Raw genomic sequence first — 24,532 nt, 5'->3', positions numbered from 1 at the left:
GGATTACATGAGCCAACTGAAAAAGTCATGGGTGGACAGCGCGAACTCTGCCGAGACCCCGTTTCCCCTGAACAACCTGCCCTATGGCGTGTTCTCGACCGCTGGCACCGAGCCGCGCTGCGGTGTCGCCATCGGGGACATGATCCTTGATATGCAGGCCGCCGAAGAAGCTGGCCTGATCGAGATCGGTGATGAAACCGTCTTCGACGTTCCCTTCTGGAACGAGTTGATGGAGCTGGGGTCGGACGCATGGGCCGCCCTGCGCAACCGTTTGGAACAGCTCTTGGCCGAAGGCGCGACCGAGCAAGACGCCGTTGCGCCCCTTCTGGTCGCCCAAGCCGATGCGGAACTGCATATGCCGTTCCTTGTCTCGGAATACACTGACTTCTACGCCGGTCGTCAGCACGCGGCGAATATGGGCGCGATCCTGCGTGGCTCGCCCGACCTGCCCGCCAACTGGCTGCACATTCCGATCGGCTATAACGGTCGTGCCTCGTCTGTCGTGATCTCGGGCACCCCGATCCACCGCCCGAACGGCCAGCGCAAAGCGCCCGACGCCGAGATGCCCAGCTTTGGCCCCTCGATGCGTCTGGATATCGAGCTTGAGATGGGGGCCATCGTTGGCAAGCCCTCGGATTTCGGTCAGCCGATCACCGTGGACGAGGCCGACGACATGATCTTCGGCTACGTGCTGCTGAACGACTGGTCTGCCCGCGACATCCAAGGCTGGGAATACCAACCGCTTGGCCCGTTCCAAGGGAAGGCGTTTGGCACCTCGATCAGCCCGTGGATCGTGACCGCCGCCGCTCTGGAAGAGTTCCGTGCGCCCACGCCGGAACGCGAGAAAGAGTTGCTGCCCTATCTGGATGGCACCAAGGACGGCCTTTACGACATCGAGCTTCAGGTGCTGATGCAGCCTGAAGGGGCCGATAAGGCGAGCGTCGTTGGCGAAACCAACTATACCCGCATGTATTACTCGGCCGCCGAACAGCTGTGCCACCACGCGATTGGCGGCTGTGCGATGAATGTGGGCGACCTGCTGGGATCGGGCACGATCTCGGGTCCGACGAAGACCGAATACGGATCACTGATGGAGATGAGCTGGGCAGGCCGCGAACCCTTCACGCTCGACACCGGTGAAACCCGCACCTTCATCGAGGATGGCGACACCTTGACCCTGCGCGGTGCCGCAAAGGGTGACGGCTTCCAGATCGGCTTTGGCGATTGTGTCGGGCAGATCCTGCCTGCCGTCAACTGGCCCAAGTAAATGGCGGTCTGGGCATCATCCCCCTGCGCTTTGCCATTCGAGGATCGCCTCGGATGGCACAAGAAGCATGATGATGTTCAACGCCAGCCCATCGCGGATCAGGAAAGTGGTCAGCACTTCAAAGCCCACGATGATCAGGATGCTGATCCAGACGGGCAGGCGAAGCGCCAGCCAGAAGCCAAGGAACATGGCCGCCAGATCCGTGGCCGAGTTCACAACGCTGTCGCCCCAGTATTCGCCGGACATGGTGAATTCGCGGTAGCGGTTGATGACGGCTTCGGTGTTCTCGGCCACCTCCCACGCGCCCTCGACAATGGTCGAGACCAGAAGGCGCCACCCAAGGGCAAAGCGGCGCATCAGAAGGAAGGTGGCACCGTAAAACAGGAAGCCGTGGATCAGATGGCTGGGCGAATACCAGTCCAGCAGATGCTGCGACCCCTGACCGCTGTCATCCCCGACATACCAAAGCAGGGTATAACCGCAGGGGCATGAGACATTACGACCCATCGCCAACAGGGTGACCAGCGTGGCGAGGGTGACAAACAGTACGCCCCAATAGGGCAGAAAACGACGATCAAACATAAGGGCAAGGGATCACCAACCCGCGCGCTTGTCCAGAAAGGAAAACCGGACCATGGCAAAGGCATTCGCGTCGCAAGGCGACATGACCGAAAAGAAAATCACCTTCGACCAGATCGGCGACGGGCTTTACGCCTTCACCGCCGAGGGCGACCCGAACTCGGGCGTGATCATTGGCGATGACAGCGTCATGATTGTTGAAGCTCAGGCCACCCCGCGTCTGGCGGGTAAAGTGATCGAGTGCGTGCGCTCGGTGACCGACAAGCCGATCAGCCACGTGGTTCTGACCCACTATCACGCGGTGCGCGTATTGGGGGCCTCGGCCTATGGCGCGGATCAGATCATCATGGGCGACCAAGCCCGCGCGATGGTGGTCGAGCGAGGTCAGGAAGACTGGGATAGCGAATTCCAGCGTTTCCCGCGCCTCTTTGAAGGCCACGAGTCGATCCCCGGCCTGACCTATCCGACCACCACATTCTCGGACGACATGACCGTCTATCTTGGCAACCGCCGCGTCGATCTGATGCATCTGGGCCGTGCCCACACCGCAGGCGACATCGTGATCCACGTGCCGGACCAGAACGTCATGTTCACCGGCGACATCGTGGAAGACCACTCGGCCTGCTATTGCGGCGACGGGCATTTCTCGGACTGGGGCGACACGCTGGACAACATCGCGTCTTTCGACGTGGACGCCATCGCACCGGGCCGTGGCGGAGCATTGATCGGCAAGGACGCCGTTGAGCGCGCCATCGAAAGCACCCGTGACTTTGTCTACAGCACCTACGCCCCCGCCGCCAAAGTGGCTGCCCGTGGTGGTTCGCTGAAAGAAGCCTGGGACGCCGTGCGCGCCGAGTGTGACCCGAAATTCGCAGACTACGCCATTTACGAGCACTGCCTGCCCTTCAACGTCGCCCGCGCCTATGACGAAGCACGCGGCATCGACACCCCCCGCATCTGGACCGCCCAGCGCGATCTGGAGATGTGGGAAGCCTTGCAAGGCTGACAAACAACGGGATGCGGTGACGCATATCAGCGCATCCCCATCAGATTCGTAGCTTTCGCAACGAATTTTGCTAGAATGCGTATCAGCGACCATCGCCAGCCGGAGGAGAACCGCATGAACAAGATATTCGAAGTCCCGCTTTACCCCTATGAACGCAGTCCTGATCAGGACGCCGCAGCTCCTGTGCGCCACCCGGTCGTGATCATCGGTGCCGGACCCATCGGGCTTGGCATGGGGATCGACCTGGCCCAGCAAGGTGTGAAAGTCGTCATCGTGGACGACAATGACAAGGTCAGCTTTGGATCCCGTGCGATCTGTTTTGCCAAGCGCCCGCTGGAGATCCTCGACCGTCTTGGTTGTGGTCAGCCGATGGTCGATAAGGGCGTTGAATGGGATGTCGGCAAAGTCTTCTTTGACGACCGCGAGGTCTACAAGTTTGAACTCCTGCCCGAGAAAGGCCATCAGCGCCCCGCCTTCATCAATCTTCAACAGTATTATTTCGAAGAGTATCTGGTGAACCGCGTGCGCGAGATGGAAGCAGAAGGTGCGCCCATCGAAATTCGCGGTGGCAACAAGGTCGCGGCCATTGGCACGCATCCCGATCACGCCACACTGGAGATCGACACACCCGAAGGGTCGTACAACATCGAAGCAGATTGGCTGGTCGCCTGTGACGGCGCGGGTTCGCCGACCCGGCAAATGCTGGGGTTGGATTTCGTGGGGCGTGTGTTCGAAGACAACTTCCTGATTGCCGATGTGATCATGGAAGCCGACTTCCCATCAGAACGCTGGTTCTGGTTCGATCCGCCCTTCAACCGGGGGCAATCTGCCCTATTGCACAAGCAGCCTGACGGCGTGTGGCGCATCGACCTGCAACTTGGCTGGGACATCGACAAGGACGAAGAAAAGAAACCCGAGAATGTGATCCCACGTCTGAAAGCCATGCTGGGTGATGATGTGGAGTTCGAACTTGAATGGGTGTCGATCTATACCTTCCAATGCCGCCGGATGGAAAAATTCCGCCACGGCCGTGTTCTGTTCGCTGGTGACGCCGCGCACCAGGTGTCGCCCTTCGGCGCACGCGGGGCAAATTCGGGTCTGCAGGATACCGACAACCTTGGCTGGAAGCTGAAACTGGTGATCGACGGCAAGGCTGACGAGACATTGTTGGACAGCTATGACATCGAACGGATCCATGGCGCGGATGAGAACATCCTAAATTCAACCCGCTCGACCGATTTCATCACCCCGAAATCCGAGATGAGCCGCCTTCTGCGCGACTCGGTTCTGGATTTGGCCGAGCATTACGAATTTGCGCGCCCCCTGGTAAACTCGGGCCGCCTTTCGGTTCCCTGCACTTACGATGGCTCGCCGCTGAATTCAGCCGATGCGCTGGACGGGCCGATCAAAACGCGCCCCGGCTCGCCCTGCCCGGACGTGCCGCTAGGGGATGAGTTCCTGCTGCCGAAACTGGGCAACAAATTCATTCTGCTTACCATCGACGCGGACGCACCGGACGTCATCGAAGAGGATGGGGTTGAGGTCACGCGACTGGCGCTGTCGGTGAAAGATGATCGAACCGGCGCATTGAAAGAGCGGTATTTGGGCCACGCCTCCAGCGCGGTCTATCTGATCCGGCCCGACCAGCACGTCGCCGCCCGCCGCCCCAGCTTTGATGACAATCTGTTCCGCGCCGCCATTCGTCGCGCGACGGGGAAGGAGTAAACGATATGACCGATCTGATCCTGACACCAAACATCAACCGCGCCGATGATTTCTATGCCGAACTTCTGGCCGCCCATGAGGGATTGTCAAAAGATGACAGCGATGCGTTGAACGCGCGCCTTGTGCTGGTTCTGGCAAACCATATTGGTGATCGCGAGGTGCTGAGCCAAGCATTGAAAGCCGCCGAGAAATAAGGCGGCTCACCCAAAAAGCGAAGACCCGCGCTGATCTGCGCGGGTCTTGTTCGTTTCTGAGGTGCTAATAGCTTAGCTGGGGTCAGCCGTGGTGCGCAGATACGGCAGCTTGATGTCGACCTCGCCGAACTTCTCTTTCGCTTCGTCATCGCTCAGCGACAAGGCAACGATGACGTCCTGACCCTTGACCCAGTTCGCCGGGGTGGCGATGGGCGTGCCAAAGGTCGCTTGCAGGCCGTCCAGCGCGCGAAGCACTTCGGCAAAGTTGCGGCCCACCGACATCGGATAGGTCATGATCAACTGCACCTTCTTGTCGGGCGAGATGATAAAGACCGAACGCACGGATGCGCTGTCGGCGGCGGTGCGCCCGTCGGGCAGATAGGCTTCGGCGGGCAACATATCGAACAGCTTCGACACGGCCAGATCTTCGTCGGCAATGATCGGGAAACCTGCTTTTGCGCCCGAGTAACCTTCGATGTCGGCTTTCCAGGTCACGTGCTCTTCCGCGCTGTCGACGGACAGGCCGATTACCTTGGTGCCGCGCTTTTCCCATTCATCAGCAAGCTGCGCAACGGCGCCGAATTCGGTCGTGCAGACCGGGGTATAGTCTTTCGGGTGCGAGAACAGGATGGCCCAGCTGTCGCCAATCCAGTCGTGAAATTTGATTGTGCCCTGATCTGTTTCTGCTGTGAAATTAGGCACGGTGTCGTTAATGCGAAGTCCCATTTGGTTTCTCCTGTCCGGGGTGTTTGGTTGTTCTAGAGATACAATCTGCTTCCCCTTTTTAAAGACCCGGAGCGGGATCAAACGCAACCAAATCGTCGCACCTGAAAAATTTGATCAAATTTTGTTTCCATGGGTTGCGCCGGACCTGTCCCGGTGCCAGAGTGCACGCAAATCCGACCAAGGAGACTGGAATGATCGAGAAACGCGACTTCTATATCAACGGCCAATGGGTGGCACCCGCAGCACCCAAGGACATGACTGTCATCGACCCGTCGACCGAAGAGGTCTGCGCGGTCATTTCGCTGGGCGATCAGGCGGATACCGATGCCGCCGTCGCCGCCGCCAAGGCCGCCTTCGCCGACTGGGGCTTTTCGAAGAAAGAGGATCGGCTGGCCCTGATCGAAACCCTTCTGAAGGTCTATCAGAAACGCTCGGGCGATCTGGCCGAGGCGATGAGCATGGAAATGGGCGCCCCGATTGATCTGGCCCGCACCTCGCAGGTCGGGTCGGGCACATGGCACATCCAGAACTTCATCACCGCCTTCAAGGATTTCGAGTTCGACAAGATGCTGGGCGCGCATGCGCCGAATGATCGTCTGCTGTATGAACCCATCGGCGTCTGCGCGATGATCACGCCATGGAACTGGCCGATGAACCAGGTGACGCTGAAATGCGTGGCGGCGATGGCGGCAGGCTGCACCATGGTGTTGAAACCATCCGAAATCGCGCCCCTGTCGTCGATCGTCTGGAGCGAAATCGTGGACGAAGCGGGCTTTCCCGCCGGTGTCTATAACATGGTGAACGGCGACGGCATGGGCGTCGGCACGCAACTGTCCACCCACCCGGACGTGGATATGGTCAGCTTCACCGGTTCGACCCGCGCCGGTATCGCCATTTCCAAGGCGGCCGCTGACACCCTGAAACGTGTCAGCCTTGAGCTGGGTGGCAAGGGTGCCAACATCATCTTTGACGATGCCGACGAGAAGGCCGTGAAACGCGGTGTGATGCACATGATGCAGAACACCGGCCAAAGCTGTAACGCGCCGTCGCGGATGCTGGTGCAGCGCGGCGTTTATGATCAGGCCATCGAGACCGCGCGCGAAGCCGCCGAGAAGGTGCAAGTCGGACCCGCCAGCCAGGAAGGCCGTCATATCGGCCCCGTGGTCAGCGAGGTTCAGTGGAACAAGATCCAGGACCTGATCCAGGTCGGCATCGACGAAGGCGCGCGTCTGATCGCGGGCGGCACCGGGCGACCCGAAGGCCTGAACAAGGGCTATTTCGTCAAGCCGACGATCTTTGCGGATGTGTCCAATGACATGACCATCGCCCGCGAAGAAATCTTCGGCCCGGTGATGGCGATGATCCCCTTCGACACCGAGGAAGAGGCCGTCGAGATCGCCAATGACACCGTCTATGGCCTGACGAACTACATCCAGACACAGGACGGCACCCGCGCCAACCGCGTGGCCCGCCAGATGCGGTCAGGCATGGTCGAAATGAACGGCACTTCCCGCGCCGCAGGTTCGCCCTTCGGGGGCTATAAACAGTCCGGCAACGGCCGCGAAGGCGGCATTCTGGGGATCGAGGATTTCCTTGAGGTCAAAGCCGTATCGGGCTGGTCGAACGACTGACGCGATCACATGAAACACGAAAGGGCTTGCAGTTTGCAGGCCCTTTTGTCTTTGGGGTTGGTAGTTTGCGGTTCAGTGGCGACTGAACGGACCTTCACATATCTGGGTGCCACGTCTGTCCACAACTCAAAACGGACCTATCAAAGAAGCACTACTCGGCGCAAATCGAACGCACCGCCACATGAACCGCTTTTTTTGTTAGCTCGAGGTCCATTTCGGATATTGCCAGCGACGGGTAAAGCTTGCCCGGCGATTTGAAGATCCCGTGATTTCGTAGCGTCGCGTTGTAAGTCACGTTGCGTTGCGGGTCATCGTGTTTGGCACTCCGATAATCCCGGCAGGCGCCGGTTGTGAAGAAGATGTCGAACAGGGTTTCATCCCCACATATCTGATGTGGGATACCGGCCGCGCTCAACGCCTCGCTTTGCATGTCTTGCAGCTCTTTCCCGATAGCACGAAGGCGGTCATAACTGCCCTCGCGGCGCAGGATTTCCATCGTCTTCAACCCGGCTGCCGCCGCAATCGGGTTCCCGGACAGGGTGCCCAACTGCATCAGCCATTTGTCCGCACCGACGATGGACTTGTCGAAATGCTGCATGATTTCGGCACTCGCCCCAAGGGCGGCAAGTGGGAAGCCGCCGCCAATGATCTTGCCCAAAGTGCAGATGTCGGGCGTCACGCCATAGCGCTCCTGCGCGCCGCCATAGGCCAGCCGGAAGCCGGTGACGATCTCGTCGAAAATCAGGAGGACACTGTGCTCGTCACACAGATCACGCAACCCCTGCAGATAGCCCGGGTCGGCGGGAATGATCCGCTGCAGGGGTTCCACGATGATGGCAGCGACATCATTGTGTTCGCTCAACAGCGCCTCGACCGCAGCCAGATCGTTGAACGGCGCGATGAGCATCTGGTCGGCAACGCCTTGCGGGATGCCTGCGCTGTCCGGCACGGCTTGCGGAAAGTTGACGCGGGCTTCGGGCGCAAGGCTCATCTGCGCCTCGGCGCTCATTCCGTGATAGCCGCCTTCGAATTTCAGGATCTTATCGCGCCCGGTATAGGCGCGGGCAAGGCGGATCGCGTACATGTCCGCCTCGCCGCCCGAAGCCACAAACCTGACCTGTTCACAGCAGGGCACCGCATCAACAATCGCCTCGGCCAGTTCAATCCCCTTGGCGTTGTTCGCAAAAAAGGTCATGCCGAGGGGGAGCTGTTCCAGCACCGCCTCCATCACCTCTGGGTGGCCGTGACCCAGAAGCATCGGGCCAGAGCCGATCAGATAGTCAATGTACTCGTTCCCATCCTCGTCCCAGACATGGCTGCCTTCCCCGCGCGCGATGACAATGCGGGGATCGAAATTTCCAAACCCCCCGGCGGGCAAGACGGCGCGGGCGCGGGCGATCCATTCGGCTTGAGTGGTCAGTTTCTGCATGGGTCACTCCAGTTCAAGAATGGGGGCTCCAAGGATGTTCAGGTCGGGTGTGACGCCCAGCCCAGGACGTTCCGGCGGGGCGATACGTCCATCCTTGCGGGTCGGGCAATCGGGCGCAATGCGCGGGCCGACATAGGACGACAGATCGCAGGTATTCAGCAGTGCGCCATGCGGGGTCGAGGCCGCGAAATGCAGCGACGCGGCGGTCACGATGTCCGATCCCCAAGTGCATTCAGCGCAGATTTCCGCCCCCAGATGCACCGTCAGGTCACGCGCGCGACGCATGGCGGACAGTCCGCCAAATTTCGACAGTTTCAGCGCCACCGCGTCCAGCACGCCAAGCTCATGCGCGCGAATGAGCGACGCCAGATCGAAGGCGCCTTCGTCGATCTTCATGGGCAGGCCCGTTGCTTGCCGAACCGCGGCGCAATCTTCCAGCGTTTTGCAGGGCTGTTCCAGCATCACGTCCAGATGAGCCACTGCGCGGCCTGTCCGCGTGGCCTGTAGCTTGGTCGCCCCGCAATTCCAATCGCCATAGACCAGAGGGCCATCGCCCACCGCCTCGCGCACTTTGGCCAGACGCTCGGCATCGGCCTGCCAATCGCTATCTGCGCCCAGCTTGACCTGAATCTGCCGGATGCCCGTGGCATAGGCCTCGCGCGCGATCCGCGCCATGTCGTCCGGCGCGATGCAGGTGATCGAGTGATAGAGCGGCATGTCTGTGCGGGTGCGGCCCCCAAGAAGCGCGTAAAGGGGCTGCCCGGTCGCTTTCCCAAACAGATCCCACAGCGCCATGTCCACGATGGATTTCGCGTGGAAATGCCCTTGCAGAAACGCATCCAGCTTGCGCATGGGCGCGTCCACACCGAAGGGCGAGACGCCAAGAATTTCCGGCGCCATTTCCTGAACCGCGCTTGGGACGCCGCCCGCAAAAGCTGGCAGGTAATGGGGGATCGGGCAGACCTCGCCCCAGCCTTTTAGACCGGTGTCAGTTTCCAGACACAGGACATGACTTTTGACCGTGTCACAGGTTTTGCCCTCGGCCATGTAGTAGGTTTCATGGCTGGTCAGATCGACCGACCACAGGGCAATGCGAGAGACCTTCATGACGCGTCCATCCTTGGCTTCAGGCTTTCGGGATCATAGGCGGGTTCGCCCAGCACGCGGGCCGCGCGTGGGGTGCCGTGGATCACGACCTCAAGCGCCGTGCCGGGGGTGGCGGCGTCGGGTTTGATATAGGCGAAGGCCAGGACTTTCCCGACCGTTGGTCCGAAGGCCACAGACGCCGTGGAGCCAACCACCTGCCCGTCCAGCATCACCGCCTCTCCGCCATGGCCATCCGCCTTGCCGTCGGGCTCGATTTCCAGATAGGTGCAGACCCACGGCAGGTCGGTGTTCAGGGTCTTATCACGGCCCAGATAGTCCTTGTCCGTCCGGGCAAAACGCAGCACGTCGGCCTCGGCCAATGTGACTTCGTTGGTCAATTCACCTGCGCCCTTAAAGCCCTTCTCCATCCGCATCGCGTTCATCGCGAAGCTGCCGTAATCGGCAATGCCGTGCGCCTCGCCCGCTTCCCAAAGCGCGGAATAGACATCCAGACAGGCGGCGTGGGGCATGTGGAACTCCCAGCCAAGCTCGCCCGCATAGGACATGCGGAAGGCCCAGATTTTGTGGCCCGCGACGTTGATTTCCTGCGCAGACAGCCAGCGAAAGCCCGCGTTCGACAGATCGGCATCGGTGCAGGCGGCCAGCACGTCCCGCGACTTCGGCCCGTTCAGCGACAGGGCGCTCCAGTCCGAGGAAAGGGCGGTGATCGTCACGTCTTCTTCTGCGCGCTGATGGTTCAGGTGGTCCAGCAGACGCTGTTCAAAGAAGGCGGCGCAGACCAGATAGAAGTTGTCCTCGGCCATCCGCACGATGGTCGTTTCCAGCTCGATCCGACCTGCGCAGTTCAGCATGTGGGTCAGGGTAATGGAGCCGGATTTATCCCCTATCGCTTCGCTACTTGAGGGGTATTTCTGCGGCATCCGGTTCGCGGTCAGACGGTCCAACAGCGCATAGGCATCCGGCCCCTCGACCAGCACCTTGGTGAAGGCGGTCACATCCATGATGCCAACGCGCTCGCGCACCGCTTTCACCTCGTCCGCGACCATGTCGTCGACGGGGGAGCGGTTGAAGGAGTAATGGTCGCGCTGCTCAATCCCCTTGGCGAAGAAACGCGGGCGCTCGAAACCATAAACTTCTTCATGCACGGCGCCTTTGGATTTCATGAGCTCGTGCAAGGGCGACGGTTTGATGGGACGCCCCGCCAAGCGGTTGAAATGCGGGAAGGGGATTTCGTGGCGCAGGCAGTAGTCCTCTTCGGCCTTCACCACTTGCCAATCCTTCGTGGCATAGCTGCCAAACCGGCGCGGATCGAACTCGCGCATCGAGATGTCTGCCGCCCCATGCACCATCCACCGCGCCAGTTCACGCGTCAGGCCGGGGCCCCAGCCGATACCGATCTGCGTACCGCAACAGCACCAATAATTGCGCACGCCGGGCGCCGGACCGATCAGAGGGTTGCCATCTGGCGGGTGGCTGATCGCGCCATGCACATCACGCTGAATGCCCAGCTCGGCAAAGATCGGCATCCGGTTCAGGCTTTCTTCCAGATACGGCATGACGCGGTCGTAATCGGCGTCAAACAACCAGTTCTCGTATTCCCAAGGGCATTCATCATGCCAGACCGAGTTCGGGTTCTCTTTCTCGTAAATCCCGATCAGGCCTTTCTTTTGCTCCATGCGAATGTAACCGGACACTTTCTTGTCGTCGCGAATGACCGGCAGTTCGGTGTCTAGGTTCTGGAATTCGGGCACCTCGTCCGTCACAAAATAATGGTGCGTCATCGAGGTCATAGGCAGTTGCAGCCCCGACCATTCGCCCATCTGCCGGGCATAGGTGCCGCCCGCATTGACGACATGCTCGCAGGTGATGGTACCTTTCTCGGTCTCGACCTGCCATTCGCCGGAAGGTAACTGCGTGATGTTGGTCGCGCGACACTGACGGATGATCCGCACGCCCGTTTGACGCGCGCCAGATGCCATCGCCATGGTGACGTTGGTCGGGTCGACGTGGCCGTCATCGGGCGTATGCAGCGCGCCCACAACACCGTCGAGGTTATAGAAAGGATGCAGCTCGGACACCTTCTCGGGTCCGACCAATTCGATGTTGAACCCCAACGCGCAACCCACCGACAGCGTATGGCGCAGCCAGTCCATTTCGTCTTCCGTATAGGCAAGGCGAAACGACCCGCAGCCATGCCATGTCACGGGCTGGCCGGTTTCCGCCTCCAACCCGCCGGAATAGAGGCCGATGTTGTAATCCACACATTTCCCCAGCCCGAAGGACGAGGTCGAATGTGTGATCTGCCCGGCAGCATGCCACGTGCTGCCCGAGGTCAGCTCGGCCTTCTCAAGCAGCACCGTATCTTCACCCCAGCCTTCATGGCCAAGATGATAGGCCAGCCCGACGCCCATGACGCCTCCGCCGACGATGACCACGCGTGCGTGGGAGGGAAACTCAACAGCCACGACACATTCCTTTTCGAGTCGTTTTCCTCTCGACAGGCTAAGCAAACAAAAATACCATCGTCAATCATGAATGGGACAAATGTATCAAACACGATTCTCGAGCGTCTGGCCGATGAGCTGCCCGCGCTGACGCCCGAGGCACGCAAGGCGGCCACTTACGTCTTGGAAAACCCCCGCGATGTGGGCGTGTCGACCGTGCGCGAAATCGCCGAGGCTGCGAATGTGAAACCCAACACTGTGGTGCGCATGGCGCGGCAGGTGGGGTTTGAGGGTTACGAGGATTTCCGCGCGCCCTTCCGCGATGCCATCCGGCGCGGGGCCGCGGACTTCCCCGACCGCGCGCGCTGGCTTCAGGACATTCGCAAATCTGACGATCTGGGTGGGCTGTATGCCGACATGGTGCAGGACGTGCTGCGCAATGTCGAAGAGACTTTCGCTGGCATCTCGACCGACGATCTGAAGATCGCAGCCGAGGCAATCTGGTCCTCGCGCAACGTGTTCACCCTTGGCGTCGGCGTCAACAACTCGATCGCGCGCAATTTCACCTATCTGGCCTCGACTGGAATGAAAGAATTTCACGCCATACCGCGTCCGGGCTCGACCCCTGTCGATGATCTGGCATGGGCAGATGAAAGCGACGTACTGATCGCGATCACCTGCAAACCCTATCGGTCCGAGGTGGTCAAAGCCGTCGAAATCGCGCGCGAACAAGGCATGGTCATCGTCGCCCTGTCCGACAGCCCCGCCAGCCCGATCCTGCGTCTGGCCGATCATGGCTTCGTGGTCTCGGTCGACACGCCGCAATTCTTCCCGTCCTCGGTCAGCATCATCGCGCTGCTCGAGACGCTCTTGTCCTTCGTCATCGCCGTCGCCAGCGACGAGATCGTCGAGCGGGTCGAGAAATTCCACAACCGTCGCCACCAGTTGGGGCTGTATCACGAGGAGAAGACATGACCGAACCCATCAGGTCTTTGGCCGCGCGCTATTACACCGACCCGAACATCTATGCGCACGAACTGTCCGGCCTGCTTGCGCGGACGTGGCAATTTGCGGGTCATGCCAGCCAGCTGGCGAATGTGGGCGACTATTTCACCTTCGAGATCGCAGGCCAGAACCTGTTTTCAATCCGTGGCCGGGATCAGGTGATCCGCACCTTCTATAACGTCTGCCAACACCGCGCGCATGAGATGGTCACGGGCACCGGCAACACCCGCGTGGTGGTCTGCCCCTATCATGCCTGGACCTATGAGCTGACCGGCCATCTGCGGGCGGGTCCGAACATCAAGTCCGTTCCGGGTTTTGACCGCTCGGAAATCTGCCTGACCGAAGTCCGGACCGAGGATTTCCATGGCTTCCTCTTCGTCAATCTGGATGACGATGCCGCCCCGATGGACGCGTGGTTCCCCGGCGTGCGGGAAGAAATCGCGGCTTTCGTGCCCAATGTCGATGACCTCGCCCCGCTGGAATGGGTCGAAGTGCCCGAGAATTGCAACTGGAAGGTCTCGGTCGAGAATTACTCGGAATGCTATCACTGCCCCATCAACCACGCGACCTTTGCCGAGGGTGTGATCAAACCCGAGACCTATGACATCCAACCGGATGCGGGCGGCGGGTATGTTCTGCGCCACACGACCGAATGCCAGTCGATGGACAAGATGACCTATCCCGTCGACCTTTCGGTCCCCCATGCGGGCGAATATCAAAGCTGGTTCCTCTGGCCGATGTTCTCGTTTCAATGCTATCCGGGCAACGTGTTGAACACCTATCACTGGCGTGCGGATGGGCCTGAAAACTGCACCGTCTGGCGCGGCTGGTACACGCCCGAGGGCGCCGAAAGCGACGTGATCCGTGGGCTAGCCGTGCAGGATCGCGACACCACGGTTGAAGAGGATATCCGGCTGGTGGAAAGTGTGCAGCGCGGGCTGAAGTCTCGCGGCTATCGCCCCGGCCCTCTGGTGTTGGATCCGGCTTGCGGTGTCCGTTCGGAACACTCGATTGCCGCGTTGCATCAATGGATGCGCGAGGCTGTGGATGGCCCGGAATAGGAACGCGCAACGCGCCCAAACAGGACGAAACCCAAGATGAAGACCTATTGGCAAAACTACATTGATGGCGCGTGGGTCGACGGTGGCGCGGGGCGGATCGACGTGATCAACCCGGGCACCGGCGAAAAGCTGGCCGAACAGGCGCTGGCCGATGCGGGCGACGTGGACCGCGCCGTTATGGCTGCGCGCCGTGTGCATCTGTCGGGCGCCTTGTCCGATCTGCGCCCGGTCGAACGTGGGCGCATGGTGCAGGCGATGGGCCGCTATCTGCTGGACCACATTGACGAGATCGCCGAGGTTCTGACGCTGGAACAGGGCAAGCCGCTATGGGAAGCCCGGATCGAAGTCGACGGCGCGGCGCGTTATTTCGAGTATTACGGCAATCAGGCCGAAACCGTCGAAGGCCGCTCGATCCCACTGGGAAAAGGGTATTTCGACTTCACGACCCATGAACCCTATGGCGTCTCGGCGCAGATCATCCCATGGAACTATCCAGTGGAAATGACCGCGCGGTCACTGTCGGCAGCACTTGCCACCGGCAACGCTTGCGTGATCAAGACGCCGGAACTCACCCCGCTCAGCAACGCATGGTTCGCCGATGCGGCCGATGCGGTTGGCCTGCCCAATGGCGCGGTGAACATCCTCTGCGGTCTGGGCCACGAAGCTGGGGCCGCCCTGTCGGCCCATCCCGAGGTGAACCAGATCGTCTTTACCGGATCGGTTCCCACGGGCGTTGCCATCGCGACCGCTGCGGCCCAAAATGTCGTGCCTTGCGTGCTGGAACTTGGCGGGAAATCAGCCGCGATCGTCCACGACGACGCCGATCTTGATGCGTTCGAAAATGACGTCCGCTGGGGCATCTATTTCAACGCGGGTCAGGTGTGTTCCGCCATGAGCCGCGTGATCGTGCATGACAGCATCCATGATGAACTTGTCGGGCGCATGGTCGGTGTCGCCCAGTCCCTGACCATCAAACCCGGCATCGAACAGCCAGTGTTCGGGGCAACGATGGGCGCGATGGTCTCGGACGCGCAGCGGGATCGCGCGGCGGGCATGATCCAAGCGGCAGAAGCGGAGGGGGCCACTGTTGCAACTGGCGGCCGCAAGATGAACATCCCCGGCGCGTTTCTTGAGCCGACCATCCTAACGGGTGTCACCCCCGACATGACCATCGCCAATGACGAAGTCTTTGGCCCGGTCCTGTCCGTGCTGAAATTCCGCGACGATGACGAGGCAATCCGCATTGCCAACGGCACGCCCTATGGGCTGGTCGGCGGCGTCTTCACTCGCGACCTCGACCGCGCCACATCCGCCGCCCGCCAGTTGCGCGCGGGTCAGGTTTTTGTGAACGAATGGTACGCGGGCGGGGTCGAAACGCCCTTCGGTGGCTATGGCAAATCCGGCTATGGTCGCGAGAAGGGGCGCGAGGCGTTGTGGAACTATGTGCAGACGAAAAACGTCGCGATAAAGCTAAGGGGTAAGTGATGAGCACCTTTGACGAAGACCTGTTCCTGAAGGGGCTTGAGCACCGCAAGGCGACGCTTGGCGGGGAATATGTAGAGAAGAACCTTGCAGCAGCAGATGACTTCACCCGCCCATTTCAAGAGGCCATGACCGCGTGGTGCTGGGGCTTTGGCTGGGGCGACGATGTGATCGACGCCAAGACCCGCTCGATGATGAACCTGTCGATGATCGGCGCCTTGGGCAAGATGCACGAATGGGAAATCCACTGCCGCGGGGCCATCAGCAACGGCGTCACAAAGGAAGAAATCCGCGCGATCATTCACGTGATCGGCATCTATTGCGGCGTACCGCAGGCGTTGGAGTGCTTCCGCGTTGCGCGCAAAGTGCTTGATGAGGGTTAGAAAGCAACGTCTCTGGAAGGTGTGACACGCGGCCGTTCCAATGCCCATCACCACAACCGCCGCAGCGCCTGCGACGCGAAGGTCCATCTGCCACGAGATTACCAGAAGGAAAATGGCGCCGGTGCAGGGGCGGATCGCGATGCTGACAACAAGCGCAACCATGTCGCGCAGGGAAGTCAGATTGGCCACTTGGTCCGGCGATGGACCATGCGCGTGGTTGCCTCTGTCAGAGTGGGCGCAAGAGCCAGCCATTGCGGGCCTTGGTATCCTGTCCCGCACCAGCGCGCGCGCACCGCGCCACACCAGGATCACGCCGATTGCGACAATGGCGAGGTAACTGGCTGGTGTCAGGACCTCTTCGGCCAAGGTCGAAATCCGGCGCGCCGATGCTTCGAGCAGAAAGAAACCGCCAAAAGCCAAGAGGATCGCAACATCCGCACCCTCGACAGTCAAATGCGCCGATCCGTCGAAATCATCCGGCCAGTCGCTCAACCGCCTCACCATTTCAAGTCGGTCCGCGTCGTCAAGGCCTCCGTCGTCATTCAACGACATCCCCTCCGCCGCCAGCATGTAAAGCGTTTCGAACTTGTCATAGAGCCAGGTTATCCAGAGCGCTTCGAGCGTTCGATCCGGACCGATCACGAATCGACCCCACCATCGACAAAGACATGCGGGTGCGCCTTTGCCGGGGTCGGGGAAAGAAGAATCGCGACGGCCAAGATCAGGACCCGGCATGTGTGGCTTTCGGTCACGGTTGCGTCTGCCCCAAACCGCCGGGATGCTCTTGTTCCCAGACCTTGCGTGCATCCTTGGCGACCAAACCATTTTGAATGCGATCAAGCTCCTGAAGCGCGCGGGTTTTGTCCCGGGTCCGCGCGACCGCCCGGTCATAGGCGCGGTGAACAGACCGAGGCCCCCAGGGCAAGATGGCCGTCGCAAGCCATTTGCGCAGTTCTGGCGGCAGGCGATCATACTCGCGCATTGAGCAGGTGCTCCGGCGTTTACACTTCAGGCTGGTCTTTCCTCGGTTTCCCGACATCATATCTCGTTTTCCGGCTCAGTTACTGGATCGAGGACCAGCACAAGCCGGGTCTCGCCGCTGCCTTCGATGGGCGGTGATCGGTGCAAAAGGCCTGATCGTGGTTGCGCGGGCCACAGCGTACCACGCATTAGGATCGGAGCACCCGTCGGCACGGTGAATATGCGCCGCGGGTCGCCGCTATCCACCCCGATGCCATATTGCGTGCCCGTCCCGCGATAGGTGCAGACCAGACGCGCCGTCACGACATCGGTGTGGAACTTCCGGCAGGCATTCGTCGTGACCACGTCAAGACGCAGGCGCAGGAGCTTGGCCTGCATCTGCGCGGCAAACATGTCGGCCAGTGCAGCTATGTTGTCGATCAAGCAGGTGCGTTCAGCACAATCGGGGGTGCCATTGACGTCGCAGATCTGAAGCACAGCGTCCCGTACGTCCGCGGGGCGCAGGATCACCCGCGCGTTCGGCAGGGTCTCGGGGGAAAGCCCGTCGATCCAGCTCTGGAAGGACGCAAGTGGCCTGCGGTGCCAAATTGCCGCCGCGCAACCCGGGCGATGGAACCCGACAAGGTCTTCGGGGCGGTCAACGATGCTGACGCCAGCTGGAATGTCCTGTAACAGGTCTTTTACAAGGGTTTGCTGCATCAACGCTCTCTCCAGCGCGGAAACGGATCGGGCAGATCGGTCCAGTCCTGGGGCCGGAATTCGTCCACATCCAACAGCGCGGCGTTCAGCTTGGCCTGAATCGCGTCTTGGTCCAGCCCGACACCGATGAAAACGAGCTCTTGGCGCCGGTCGCCCCAGGGTTCGACCCAGTTGCGGGCGATCTCGGCCTGCGCCTCGGGATGGGTCGGCAGGTGTTCCTCGGGCACGGACGCCCAACATAGCCCCAACGGCTTGACCGAAGAAATCGCACCCGCGAGCGAAAATTCGGCGGCCCACCTGGGCCGGGTGGCGATCCAGAAATGCCCCTTGGCGCGGATGATCTTACGCGCGCTGTCGGTGCGTTCAGGCCCGGCATCCGAGATCTTGTTCAGGATCACCACATCGGCGAACTCGATCTGTTCGGTCAGCAGGCTGACCAGGCTGCGGTCGTCCTGCTCACCCAGACTTTCGCCCCGGTCGGTCAGGAAATCGTGGCTGGAATAGTCCTGCAGCAGGTTCACGGGAAGACATGGATCGCTGATTCGTTGTGGCGCTGGTCGAGTCATTCGCCTAAATCAAAGACATCCGGCGAGCGTTGTGGCCATGTTGCGGATCAGCTGGGGGTAGAGGTTCGGGCCAAGCTCAAGCTCGGCACCAAGGGGGTCGATCACCGCCGTATTTGCCTTGGTCCCGTCCAGGATCGTCGCCACGATGCCGGGGTTGAACTGCGGCTCGGCCAGAACGCATTCGATGCCCTCGTCGCGCACGCGCCCCTGGATTTCGGCGATGCGCGCCGGGCTTGGATCGGAAGCATCGCTGAACGAAATGGCCCCGGAGGCAGGGACGTTGAAGTCCTTCTCGAAATACTGATAGGCATCGTGGAAGACCACGAAGCTGCCACCGCGCACCGGAGCCAGTATCTCGTTTACCTCTGCCGACATGGCTTCCATCTCTGCCCGCCCCGCTGCAGCGTTGGCGAAATAGGCGCTGGCATTGTCCGGATCGGCGGCGGACAGTTCTGCCGCGATCAGGTCGAGCCATGCTGCAGCGTTCGAGGGCGACAGCCAGGCATGCGGATCATGCGCGCCATGACCGTGTTCGTCATGGGCGTGCTCATCATGATCCTCCTCGTGGTCATGCTGCTTCTCGGCATGTTCATCATGGCCGTGCTCGTCCTCATGCCCATGTTCCTCGTCGCCATGATCATGTTTCTCGAACAGGGCGTCTTCGCGGAACTCGTGCAAAACCGTCCCGTCCGCCTCTAAAAGCGCTGTGACGTCCGCATCGTCCGCCAGAGTTTCCACAGCATCTTGCAACCAGGGCGCCAGATCCTCGCCCATCCAGAAAACCACATCCGAATCCTGCAGGGCTTTGGCTTCCGATGGCTTCAGGCTGTAATGATGCGGCGATGCCCCTGCCGGAATGACCAGATTCGGTGTACCCACACCCTCCATAACACGCGCGACAAGCGAGTGTACCGGCGTGATGTCGACCGCCACACTCGGCGCGTCGGCGGCGGCGGTTCCGCCTATTAAGGCGGCAGTGAACGATATCGGAAGAAGCTTTCTGGACATTGGTTTCCCCATGTGATCTTATAACGTCACGACAGCCCATATATGATATGGAATAACATGACAAGAGAGGCGCAGGAGATGTCTGCCGAAAATGCAGGTCCGATCGGTTTCAAGGCACATGACCACGCGGCATGTGTCAGCTCGTCGCTGGATGCCGCCGAGGCGCAATGCGCCGACAAAGGGCTGCGCCTGACCCCGGTCCGGCGCAAGGTTCTGGAGTTTCTTCTGCAAGAACACCGCGCGCTCGGGGCTTATGCAATCCTCGACCTATTGAAAGAAGCCGGCTTTGGATCGCAGCCCCCCGTGGCCTATCGCGCGCTCGATTTCTTGGTCGAACATGGCTTTGTACACAAAATCGAAAGGCTGAATGCATTTGTGGCCTGTGCGCATCCGGGAAAGTCGCATGCCCCTGCTTTCATGATCTGCCGCTTGTGTGACGCTGTGGCCGAGACGCAATCCACGCTGGCCAACGGGGCCCTTGACGCCGCCGCGCGCGCGGCCGGGTTTCAAATCGAACGGACAGTGGTCGAGGCCGAAGGGATCTGCCCGAAGTGCAAGGAAAAGGCCGACGCATGAGCCTGATTTCCGTAAAAGACCTCAGCGTCACCTACGGCGCCAACACAGTGCTGCGCCATGTTTCCCTGGATTTGGATCCGGGGGAAATCGTGACCATCGTCGGCCCGAACGGGTCAGGCAAGACCAGCCTACTGCGCGCCATCATCGGGGCAACGCGTCCTTCCAGCGGCGAGATCACCCTGAAACCCGGTCTCAAGATCGGCTATGTGCCGCAGCGGCTGCATATCGACCAGACCCTGCCGATCACCGTGGAACGTTTCCTACGACTGGCGGACCGAATTCCGCGCACGGCCTGCAAAGCAGCCCTGGAATCGGCAGGCGTGCCGGACCTTCTGACCCGGCAGATGTCGCAGCTTTCGGGCGGCCAGTTTCAACGGGTGTTGCTGGCGCGGGCCTTGATCAACAAACCCGACGTCTTGTTGCTGGACGAAGCCACCCAAGGTCTCGATCAGCGCGGATCTGCGGCATTTTACCAGCAAATCGAAACCGTGCGCCGCGACACCGGCTGTGCTGTGCTGATGATCAGCCATGAGTTGCATGTGGTCATGAGCGCGTCCGACCGGGTCATCTGCCTGAACGGTCACGTCTGTTGCGAAGGCACGCCGGCGGTGGTTGCCTCTGCGCCCGAATACCGTGCGCTGTTTGGCACAGGCACGGGGGGCGCCCTGGCGCTCTATCGGCACGAGCACGATCACGGCCACGATCATGACCACCCGCAAGCCCATGGAGAGGCGGACTGATGCTTGACGATTTCATGACCCGCGCCACTCTTGCAGGGATCGGTGTCGCCCTTGCGGCAGCACCCCTTGGCTGTTTCGTGGTCTGGCGGCGGATGGCCTATTTCGGAGACGCCACGGCGCATGCGGCGATCCTGGGCATTGCCTTGTCACTCGCGCTTCAGATGTCAATCTTTGCGGGCGCCATGGCCGTTGCGTTGATCATGGCCTTCACGGTGACGCTTCTTGCCGGGCGTGGCTATGCGATGGACACCCTCTTGGGTGTGCTGGCCCATTCCGCGCTCGCCTTCGGTCTGGTGGCGGTTTCGTTCCTGTCGGGTATCCGGATCGACCTCATGGCATATCTCTTCGGCGACATCCTGGCCGTGTCGAGAACCGACCTGGTGGTGATCTGGGGCGGCGCGGCGCTGGTGGTCGCGCTGATCCTCTGGCGCTGGTCGGCTCTTCTGACTTCGACGCTCAACGAAGAACTGGCCTATGCGAGCGGGTTGAACCCGAAACGCGAGCAACTGATCCTGACCCTGTCGCTCGCCATCACTGTCGCCGTTGCCATCAAGGTCGTCGGCGTCTTGTTGATCGCCGCCATGCTTATCATCCCCGCAGCGGCGGCAAGAGGCCTTGCCCGGACCCCCGAATCCATGGCTCTGATCGCCGCGGCCATTGGGGCAATCTCGGCCGTTGCTGGTCTCCAGGGCGCATATGTGTTCGATACGCCTGCAGGCCCTTCCATCGTTTGCGTTGCGGCGATCCTCTTTGCCGTGCTGAATCTTTTTGGATGGCGCCAACGGCGCAGCGCATAGGTTCGCTTCGCCCTGGCGAACTGCCGCCCAAAGCGTAGTGCAGACTTTGACCGAATATATGGCAGATGGCGGGTTTGCCCGCGCCTTGCTCTTTGCCTCAGAAAATCTCGCTGCGCCCAGCACAAATGGCCGATCTTCACGCCGCGTCGCTGCGACGTCAATCAAGCGCCCGCAGCAATATCGCTGCTGCGAGCACGCACGGCGTGAAAACTGGATTTAGGGCTGGGCTCAAAGCAGACCCACAATCACCCCCGCCGCACCACCACCGACCCGACCGAATAGCCCGCGCCGAAGGAACAGATCACCCCGGTGTCACCCGATGTCAGATCGTCCGAGTATTTCGAGAACGCGATGATCGACCCGGCAGAGGAGGTGTTGGCATAGTCTTGCAGGATGTTGGGTTGTTCGCCCTCTTCCGGGGTGCGGCCCAGAACCTTTTTGCCGATGAAGTCGTTCATCGTCTTGTTGGCCTGATGCAGCCACAGCCGTTTCAGGTCATCGGGCGCGACGCCGATGTCGCCGATATGCTCCAGAATGTGTTTCGACACGATGGGCAGCACTTCTTTGAACACCTTCCGACCGTTCTGCATGAACTGCATGTCGCGCCGGTCGGGCAGGTTGTCCGAGGCTTCGCGCGTACGGCGCAGGAAGCCGTTGTTGTTGCGGATGTTGTTGGAAAACTGGGTCAGGCAGCGGGTCGACAAGATTTCGAAATGGTCGCCCTTGGCGTCGTCCTTCCGTTCAATCAGCGTCGCGGTGGCCACATCGCCGAAGATGAAATGGCAATCGCGGTCACGCCATTCCAGATGGGCCGAGCAGATTTCCGGGTTTACCACCAACGCCCGCCGGACCGATCCCGACCGGATCATGTCAGCGGCGGTCTGAATGCCGAAGGTGGCCGAGGAGCATGCCACGTTCATGTCAAAGGCAAATCCGCCCGCGCCCAGCTCCTGTTGGATTTCAATCGCAATCGCGGGGTAAGCGCGTTCATGGTTCGACGCGGCACAGATGACCAGATCAACCTCGTCTGCATTGCGACCTGCCTGTGCCAGCGCTTTCTTGCAGGCATCCACGCCCATCTCGGTCATGATCCCCGGCTCTTCATCCGGGCGCTCGCGCAGTCTTGGATGCATCACCTCCGGGTCCAGCACACCGGTCTTGTCCATCACATAGCGCTGATGAATGCCCGAGGCCGAGACAATGAATTCTTCACTGGAATGGCCGATGGGCCTTACCTCGCCCGCCTCGATTGCATCCGCATTCTTGGCGTTCTGCTTGTCGGCATAGGCGTTAAACGCCGCGACAAGTTCAGCATTGGTGATGGTTTGTGTGGGTGTAAACACCCCGGTGCCAGAAATGACAGGCTGGATCATGTGGGACTCCTCGAACGTTGAGACAGTCAATCAGGAAGAACACGAGGCGACAAGGGGAACTGACTCTAGGTCATGCCCGTCAAAACGGGCATTTGGCCTTGAAAGTCAGCCCCTTTCCGCCATCTGGGTGGCGCAGACGCAGGCTTTCGGCATGAAGCATCAGGCGCGGCGCATTACGTGCTTCGCCTTCGGCATAGAATGGATCGCCCAAAATGGGATGCCCGATTTCCTTCATATGCACCCGTAACTGGTGGCTGCGCCCGGTCTGGGGAAACAGACGCACGCGGGTCGCTGCATCCTCGTATTTAAGCACCTTCCAATCGGTCACGGCGGGTTTGCCGTTCTCGAAATCCACATGCTGCTTGGGGCGGTTGGGCCAGTCGACGATCAGCGGCAGGTCGACCGTGCCCTCGCGTTCCGCGACATGCCCCCAGACCCGCGCCACATAGACCTTTTTCACCTGCCGCTTTTCAAACTGAAGGCCAAGGTGGCGCTGGGCGTGTGGGGTCATCGCAAACACCATGACGCCCGACGTGTCGCGATCCAGCCGGTGCACCAGAAGCGCGTCTGGAAACACCGCCTGAATGCGGGACAACAGACAGTCGGACAGATGATCGCCCTTGCCCGGCACTGACAACAGACCCGAGGGTTTGTCGACCAGCAGCAGCTCATGATCCTGATGGACGATGACCAGGGGATCGTCGGGAGGCGCGTAGTTATCTGACATGGTCGCCAGATAGCGGCTGCGCGCACGCGCCGCAAGTCAGCGCTTGCCGCGCAACTGGCGATACATCGACGTCGTATAGATTACCAACGCCAACCAGATCAGCGGGAACGCGACCAGCTTGGCACCTCCGAACGGTTCTTTGAAGATCAGAACAGCGACCAGGAAGATCATCGTTGGCGCGATATATTGCAGGATGCCGATGGTTGACAGCCGCAGCAGCTTGGCACCGTTGGCATAGAACATCAGCGGCACCGCCGTCACCACGCCACACCCCACAAGAAGAATGGTATTCCAGAGGCTTGAGAACAGATGTCCCTGCCCCGTCGATTGCAGCCAGACGACATAGGCCAAAGCAGGGGGCGTCAGAATAAGCACCTCAAGCAGGAACCCCTGGTTCGGGCCTATCGGCAGCATCTTCTTGAAATAGGCATAGATGCCCCATGTGAGCATCAGACCCAACGCCACCATCGGCAATCGGCCGGTTTCGACTGTCAGAATAACAACCGCAACCGCCGCAAGCAGAACCGATATCCACTGTGCCCGCGACAGGCTTTCCCCCAGAAGCACCGCCCCCAACAAGATCGAGAACAACGGATTGATATAGTACCCCAATGCCGCTTCAACCGTCTGTTCGGCGCCGATCGCCCAGATATAAATCACCCAGTTCACCGAAATGAGCGACGCGGTGACAAAGGCCAGAATCAGGCTGCGGGGATGGGTCAAAACGGCACGCAGATCACGCGTGCGCCCGGTGGCGATCAGAACGGCACCAGCCACCGGCACGGACCAGATCACACGATGAACCAATACCTCGGTTGGTGGCATATGGGACAGCGCCTTCAGATAGAGCGGCAGAAAGCCCCACAGAACATACGCCGTGATGGCAAAGGCCAGCCCCTGCGGGGTGTCGACATTCTTGGGTTTTGGTATGGCCGTCATCGTGCGCTCCCTATCCCGCCTTTATCGCAGGTCGGGCCAGGAACGGTAGAGCGTTTTGCGTGCGCCTGTTCATCACAAACAGTGATG

At 60.6% G+C, this 24,532-nt stretch carries 23 protein-coding genes and 1 pseudogene; 12 read left to right on the top strand and 12 right to left on the bottom strand.

Going from position 1 to position 24,532, the window contains the following annotated elements; all coding sequences use genetic code 11:
* The first annotated feature begins 7 nt into the window (after positions 1 to 7).
* The gene (gene fahA, locus J3R80_RS07480; RefSeq protein ID WP_275393138.1) at positions 8 to 1,267 is read left to right on the top strand and encodes a fumarylacetoacetase; all 1,260 of its coding nucleotides are present in this window, start codon (positions 8 to 10) and stop codon (positions 1,265 to 1,267) included.
* Between the two features lie 15 nt (positions 1,268 to 1,282).
* On the opposite strand, the gene J3R80_RS07475 is transcribed toward fahA, so the two are convergent.
* Complete coding sequence (locus J3R80_RS07475) at positions 1,283 to 1,849, bottom strand: DUF2585 family protein (RefSeq protein ID WP_275393137.1); 567 nt, start codon at positions 1,847 to 1,849, stop codon at positions 1,283 to 1,285.
* A 52-nt stretch (positions 1,850 to 1,901) separates the two neighbouring features.
* Between J3R80_RS07475 and J3R80_RS07470 the strand changes: the two genes are divergently transcribed.
* The 3 genes from J3R80_RS07470 to J3R80_RS07460 all read left to right on the top strand — a co-directional run bounded on the left by J3R80_RS07470 (position 1,902) and on the right by J3R80_RS07460 (position 4,771).
* Complete coding sequence (locus J3R80_RS07470) at positions 1,902 to 2,852, top strand: MBL fold metallo-hydrolase (RefSeq protein ID WP_275393136.1); 951 nt, start codon at positions 1,902 to 1,904, stop codon at positions 2,850 to 2,852.
* A 114-nt stretch (positions 2,853 to 2,966) separates the two neighbouring features.
* Positions 2,967 to 4,577 (top strand): FAD-dependent oxidoreductase, encoded by a 1,611-nt coding sequence (locus J3R80_RS07465; protein ID WP_275393135.1) that lies wholly within the window; start codon positions 2,967 to 2,969, stop codon positions 4,575 to 4,577.
* 5 nt (positions 4,578 to 4,582) lie between these two features.
* A complete protein-coding gene (locus J3R80_RS07460; protein WP_275393134.1) occupies positions 4,583 to 4,771 on the top strand; it encodes a DUF2783 domain-containing protein in 189 nt (62 codons plus the stop codon).
* 72 nt (positions 4,772 to 4,843) lie between these two features.
* Here the strand turns inward: J3R80_RS07460 and J3R80_RS07455 are convergent, their stop codons facing one another.
* On the bottom strand, positions 4,844 to 5,497 hold the full coding sequence (locus J3R80_RS07455; RefSeq protein ID WP_275393133.1) for a peroxiredoxin: 654 nt from the start codon (positions 5,495 to 5,497) through the stop codon (positions 4,844 to 4,846).
* 191 nt (positions 5,498 to 5,688) lie between these two features.
* On the opposite strand from J3R80_RS07455, the gene J3R80_RS07450 reads away from it, so the two are divergent.
* Complete coding sequence (locus tag J3R80_RS07450) at positions 5,689 to 7,128, top strand: aldehyde dehydrogenase family protein (protein WP_275393132.1); 1,440 nt, start codon at positions 5,689 to 5,691, stop codon at positions 7,126 to 7,128.
* Positions 7,129 to 7,279: 151 nt separating this feature from the next.
* Here J3R80_RS07450 and J3R80_RS07445 read toward each other — a convergent pair whose 3' ends face one another.
* The 3 genes from J3R80_RS07445 to J3R80_RS07435 are packed head-to-tail and all read right to left on the bottom strand — an operon-like array spanning position 7,280 to position 12,129.
* Complete coding sequence (locus J3R80_RS07445; RefSeq protein ID WP_275393131.1) at positions 7,280 to 8,557, bottom strand: aminotransferase class III-fold pyridoxal phosphate-dependent enzyme; 1,278 nt, start codon at positions 8,555 to 8,557, stop codon at positions 7,280 to 7,282.
* Positions 8,558 to 8,560: 3 nt separating this feature from the next.
* The gene (locus J3R80_RS07440; RefSeq protein ID WP_275393130.1) at positions 8,561 to 9,664 is read right to left on the bottom strand and encodes an enolase C-terminal domain-like protein; all 1,104 of its coding nucleotides are present in this window, start codon (positions 9,662 to 9,664) and stop codon (positions 8,561 to 8,563) included.
* Positions 9,661 to 12,129: an FAD-dependent oxidoreductase gene (locus tag J3R80_RS07435; RefSeq protein WP_275393129.1), complete on the bottom strand. Its 2,469-nt coding sequence runs from the start codon at positions 12,127 to 12,129 to the stop codon at positions 9,661 to 9,663. Before J3R80_RS07435 ends, J3R80_RS07440 begins: the two co-directional genes overlap by 4 nt.
* Positions 12,130 to 12,195: 66 nt before the next feature.
* Between J3R80_RS07435 and J3R80_RS07430 the strand changes: the two genes are divergently transcribed.
* The 4 genes from J3R80_RS07430 to J3R80_RS07415 are packed head-to-tail and all read left to right on the top strand — an operon-like array spanning position 12,196 to position 16,039.
* A complete protein-coding gene (locus tag J3R80_RS07430; RefSeq protein WP_275393128.1) occupies positions 12,196 to 13,083 on the top strand; it encodes a MurR/RpiR family transcriptional regulator in 888 nt (295 codons plus the stop codon).
* Complete coding sequence (locus J3R80_RS07425) at positions 13,080 to 14,174, top strand: aromatic ring-hydroxylating dioxygenase subunit alpha (protein WP_275393127.1); 1,095 nt, start codon at positions 13,080 to 13,082, stop codon at positions 14,172 to 14,174. The genes J3R80_RS07430 and J3R80_RS07425 overlap by 4 nt, the downstream gene beginning before the upstream one ends.
* 36 nt (positions 14,175 to 14,210) lie before the next feature.
* On the top strand, positions 14,211 to 15,659 hold the full coding sequence (locus J3R80_RS07420; RefSeq protein WP_275393126.1) for an aldehyde dehydrogenase family protein: 1,449 nt from the start codon (positions 14,211 to 14,213) through the stop codon (positions 15,657 to 15,659).
* Positions 15,659 to 16,039 carry a carboxymuconolactone decarboxylase family protein gene (locus J3R80_RS07415; RefSeq protein WP_275393125.1) on the top strand — a complete coding sequence of 127 codons (381 nt, stop codon included), beginning with the start codon at positions 15,659 to 15,661 and terminating at the stop codon, positions 16,037 to 16,039. Before J3R80_RS07420 ends, J3R80_RS07415 begins: the two co-directional genes overlap by 1 nt.
* Positions 16,040 to 16,787: 748 nt before the next feature.
* Here J3R80_RS07415 and J3R80_RS07410 read toward each other — a convergent pair.
* The 4 genes and pseudogenes from J3R80_RS07410 to J3R80_RS07395 form a co-directional block, all read right to left on the bottom strand.
* Positions 16,788 to 17,078, bottom strand: a complete 291-nt coding sequence (locus tag J3R80_RS07410; RefSeq protein ID WP_275393124.1) for a DUF6525 family protein — start codon at positions 17,076 to 17,078, stop codon at positions 16,788 to 16,790.
* The gene (locus tag J3R80_RS07405; protein WP_275393123.1) at positions 17,078 to 17,719 is read right to left on the bottom strand and encodes a DUF1826 domain-containing protein; all 642 of its coding nucleotides are present in this window, start codon (positions 17,717 to 17,719) and stop codon (positions 17,078 to 17,080) included. The genes J3R80_RS07410 and J3R80_RS07405 overlap by 1 nt, the downstream gene beginning before the upstream one ends.
* Positions 17,719 to 18,240: pseudogene (locus J3R80_RS07400) on the bottom strand (GTP-binding protein); the annotation flags it as partial. The pseudogene J3R80_RS07400 and the gene J3R80_RS07405, both read right to left, overlap by 1 nt.
* 54 nt (positions 18,241 to 18,294) lie before the next feature.
* A complete protein-coding gene (locus J3R80_RS07395) occupies positions 18,295 to 19,293 on the bottom strand; it encodes a zinc ABC transporter substrate-binding protein (protein ID WP_275393122.1) in 999 nt (332 codons plus the stop codon).
* 78 nt (positions 19,294 to 19,371) lie between these two features.
* Between J3R80_RS07395 and J3R80_RS07390 the strand changes: the two genes are divergently transcribed.
* From J3R80_RS07390 to J3R80_RS07380, 3 genes are read left to right on the top strand one after another with little or no spacing between them, the layout of a single operon-like run.
* Positions 19,372 to 19,869, top strand: coding sequence for a transcriptional repressor (locus J3R80_RS07390; RefSeq protein ID WP_275393121.1), 498 nt, complete (start codon positions 19,372 to 19,374; stop codon positions 19,867 to 19,869).
* Positions 19,866 to 20,609, top strand: coding sequence for a metal ABC transporter ATP-binding protein (locus tag J3R80_RS07385; RefSeq protein ID WP_275393120.1), 744 nt, complete (start codon positions 19,866 to 19,868; stop codon positions 20,607 to 20,609). Before J3R80_RS07390 ends, J3R80_RS07385 begins: the two co-directional genes overlap by 4 nt.
* A complete protein-coding gene (locus tag J3R80_RS07380; RefSeq protein ID WP_275393119.1) occupies positions 20,609 to 21,406 on the top strand; it encodes an iron chelate uptake ABC transporter family permease subunit in 798 nt (265 codons plus the stop codon). Before J3R80_RS07385 ends, J3R80_RS07380 begins: the two co-directional genes overlap by 1 nt.
* Positions 21,407 to 21,651: 245 nt before the next feature.
* Here the strand turns inward: J3R80_RS07380 and J3R80_RS07375 are convergent, their stop codons facing one another.
* The 3 genes from J3R80_RS07375 to rarD all read right to left on the bottom strand — a co-directional run bounded on the left by J3R80_RS07375 (position 21,652) and on the right by rarD (position 24,445).
* Complete coding sequence (locus J3R80_RS07375; RefSeq protein ID WP_275393118.1) at positions 21,652 to 22,779, bottom strand: beta-ketoacyl-ACP synthase III; 1,128 nt, start codon at positions 22,777 to 22,779, stop codon at positions 21,652 to 21,654.
* Positions 22,780 to 22,858: 79 nt separating this feature from the next.
* Entirely contained in the window at positions 22,859 to 23,506 is a 648-nt protein-coding gene (locus J3R80_RS07370) for an RluA family pseudouridine synthase (RefSeq protein ID WP_275393117.1), read from the bottom strand.
* A 36-nt stretch (positions 23,507 to 23,542) separates the two neighbouring features.
* A complete protein-coding gene (gene rarD / locus J3R80_RS07365; protein WP_275393116.1) occupies positions 23,543 to 24,445 on the bottom strand; it encodes an EamA family transporter RarD in 903 nt (300 codons plus the stop codon).
* Positions 24,446 to 24,532: the final 87 nt, after the last annotated feature.

This window comes from Aliiroseovarius sp. Z3 (genome assembly GCF_029105185.1).
GTDB lineage: Bacteria > Pseudomonadota > Alphaproteobacteria > Rhodobacterales > Rhodobacteraceae > Aliiroseovarius.
The sequence above is the reverse complement of the archived record's forward strand: the minus strand, read 5'-3'. Positions and strand labels throughout refer to the sequence as shown.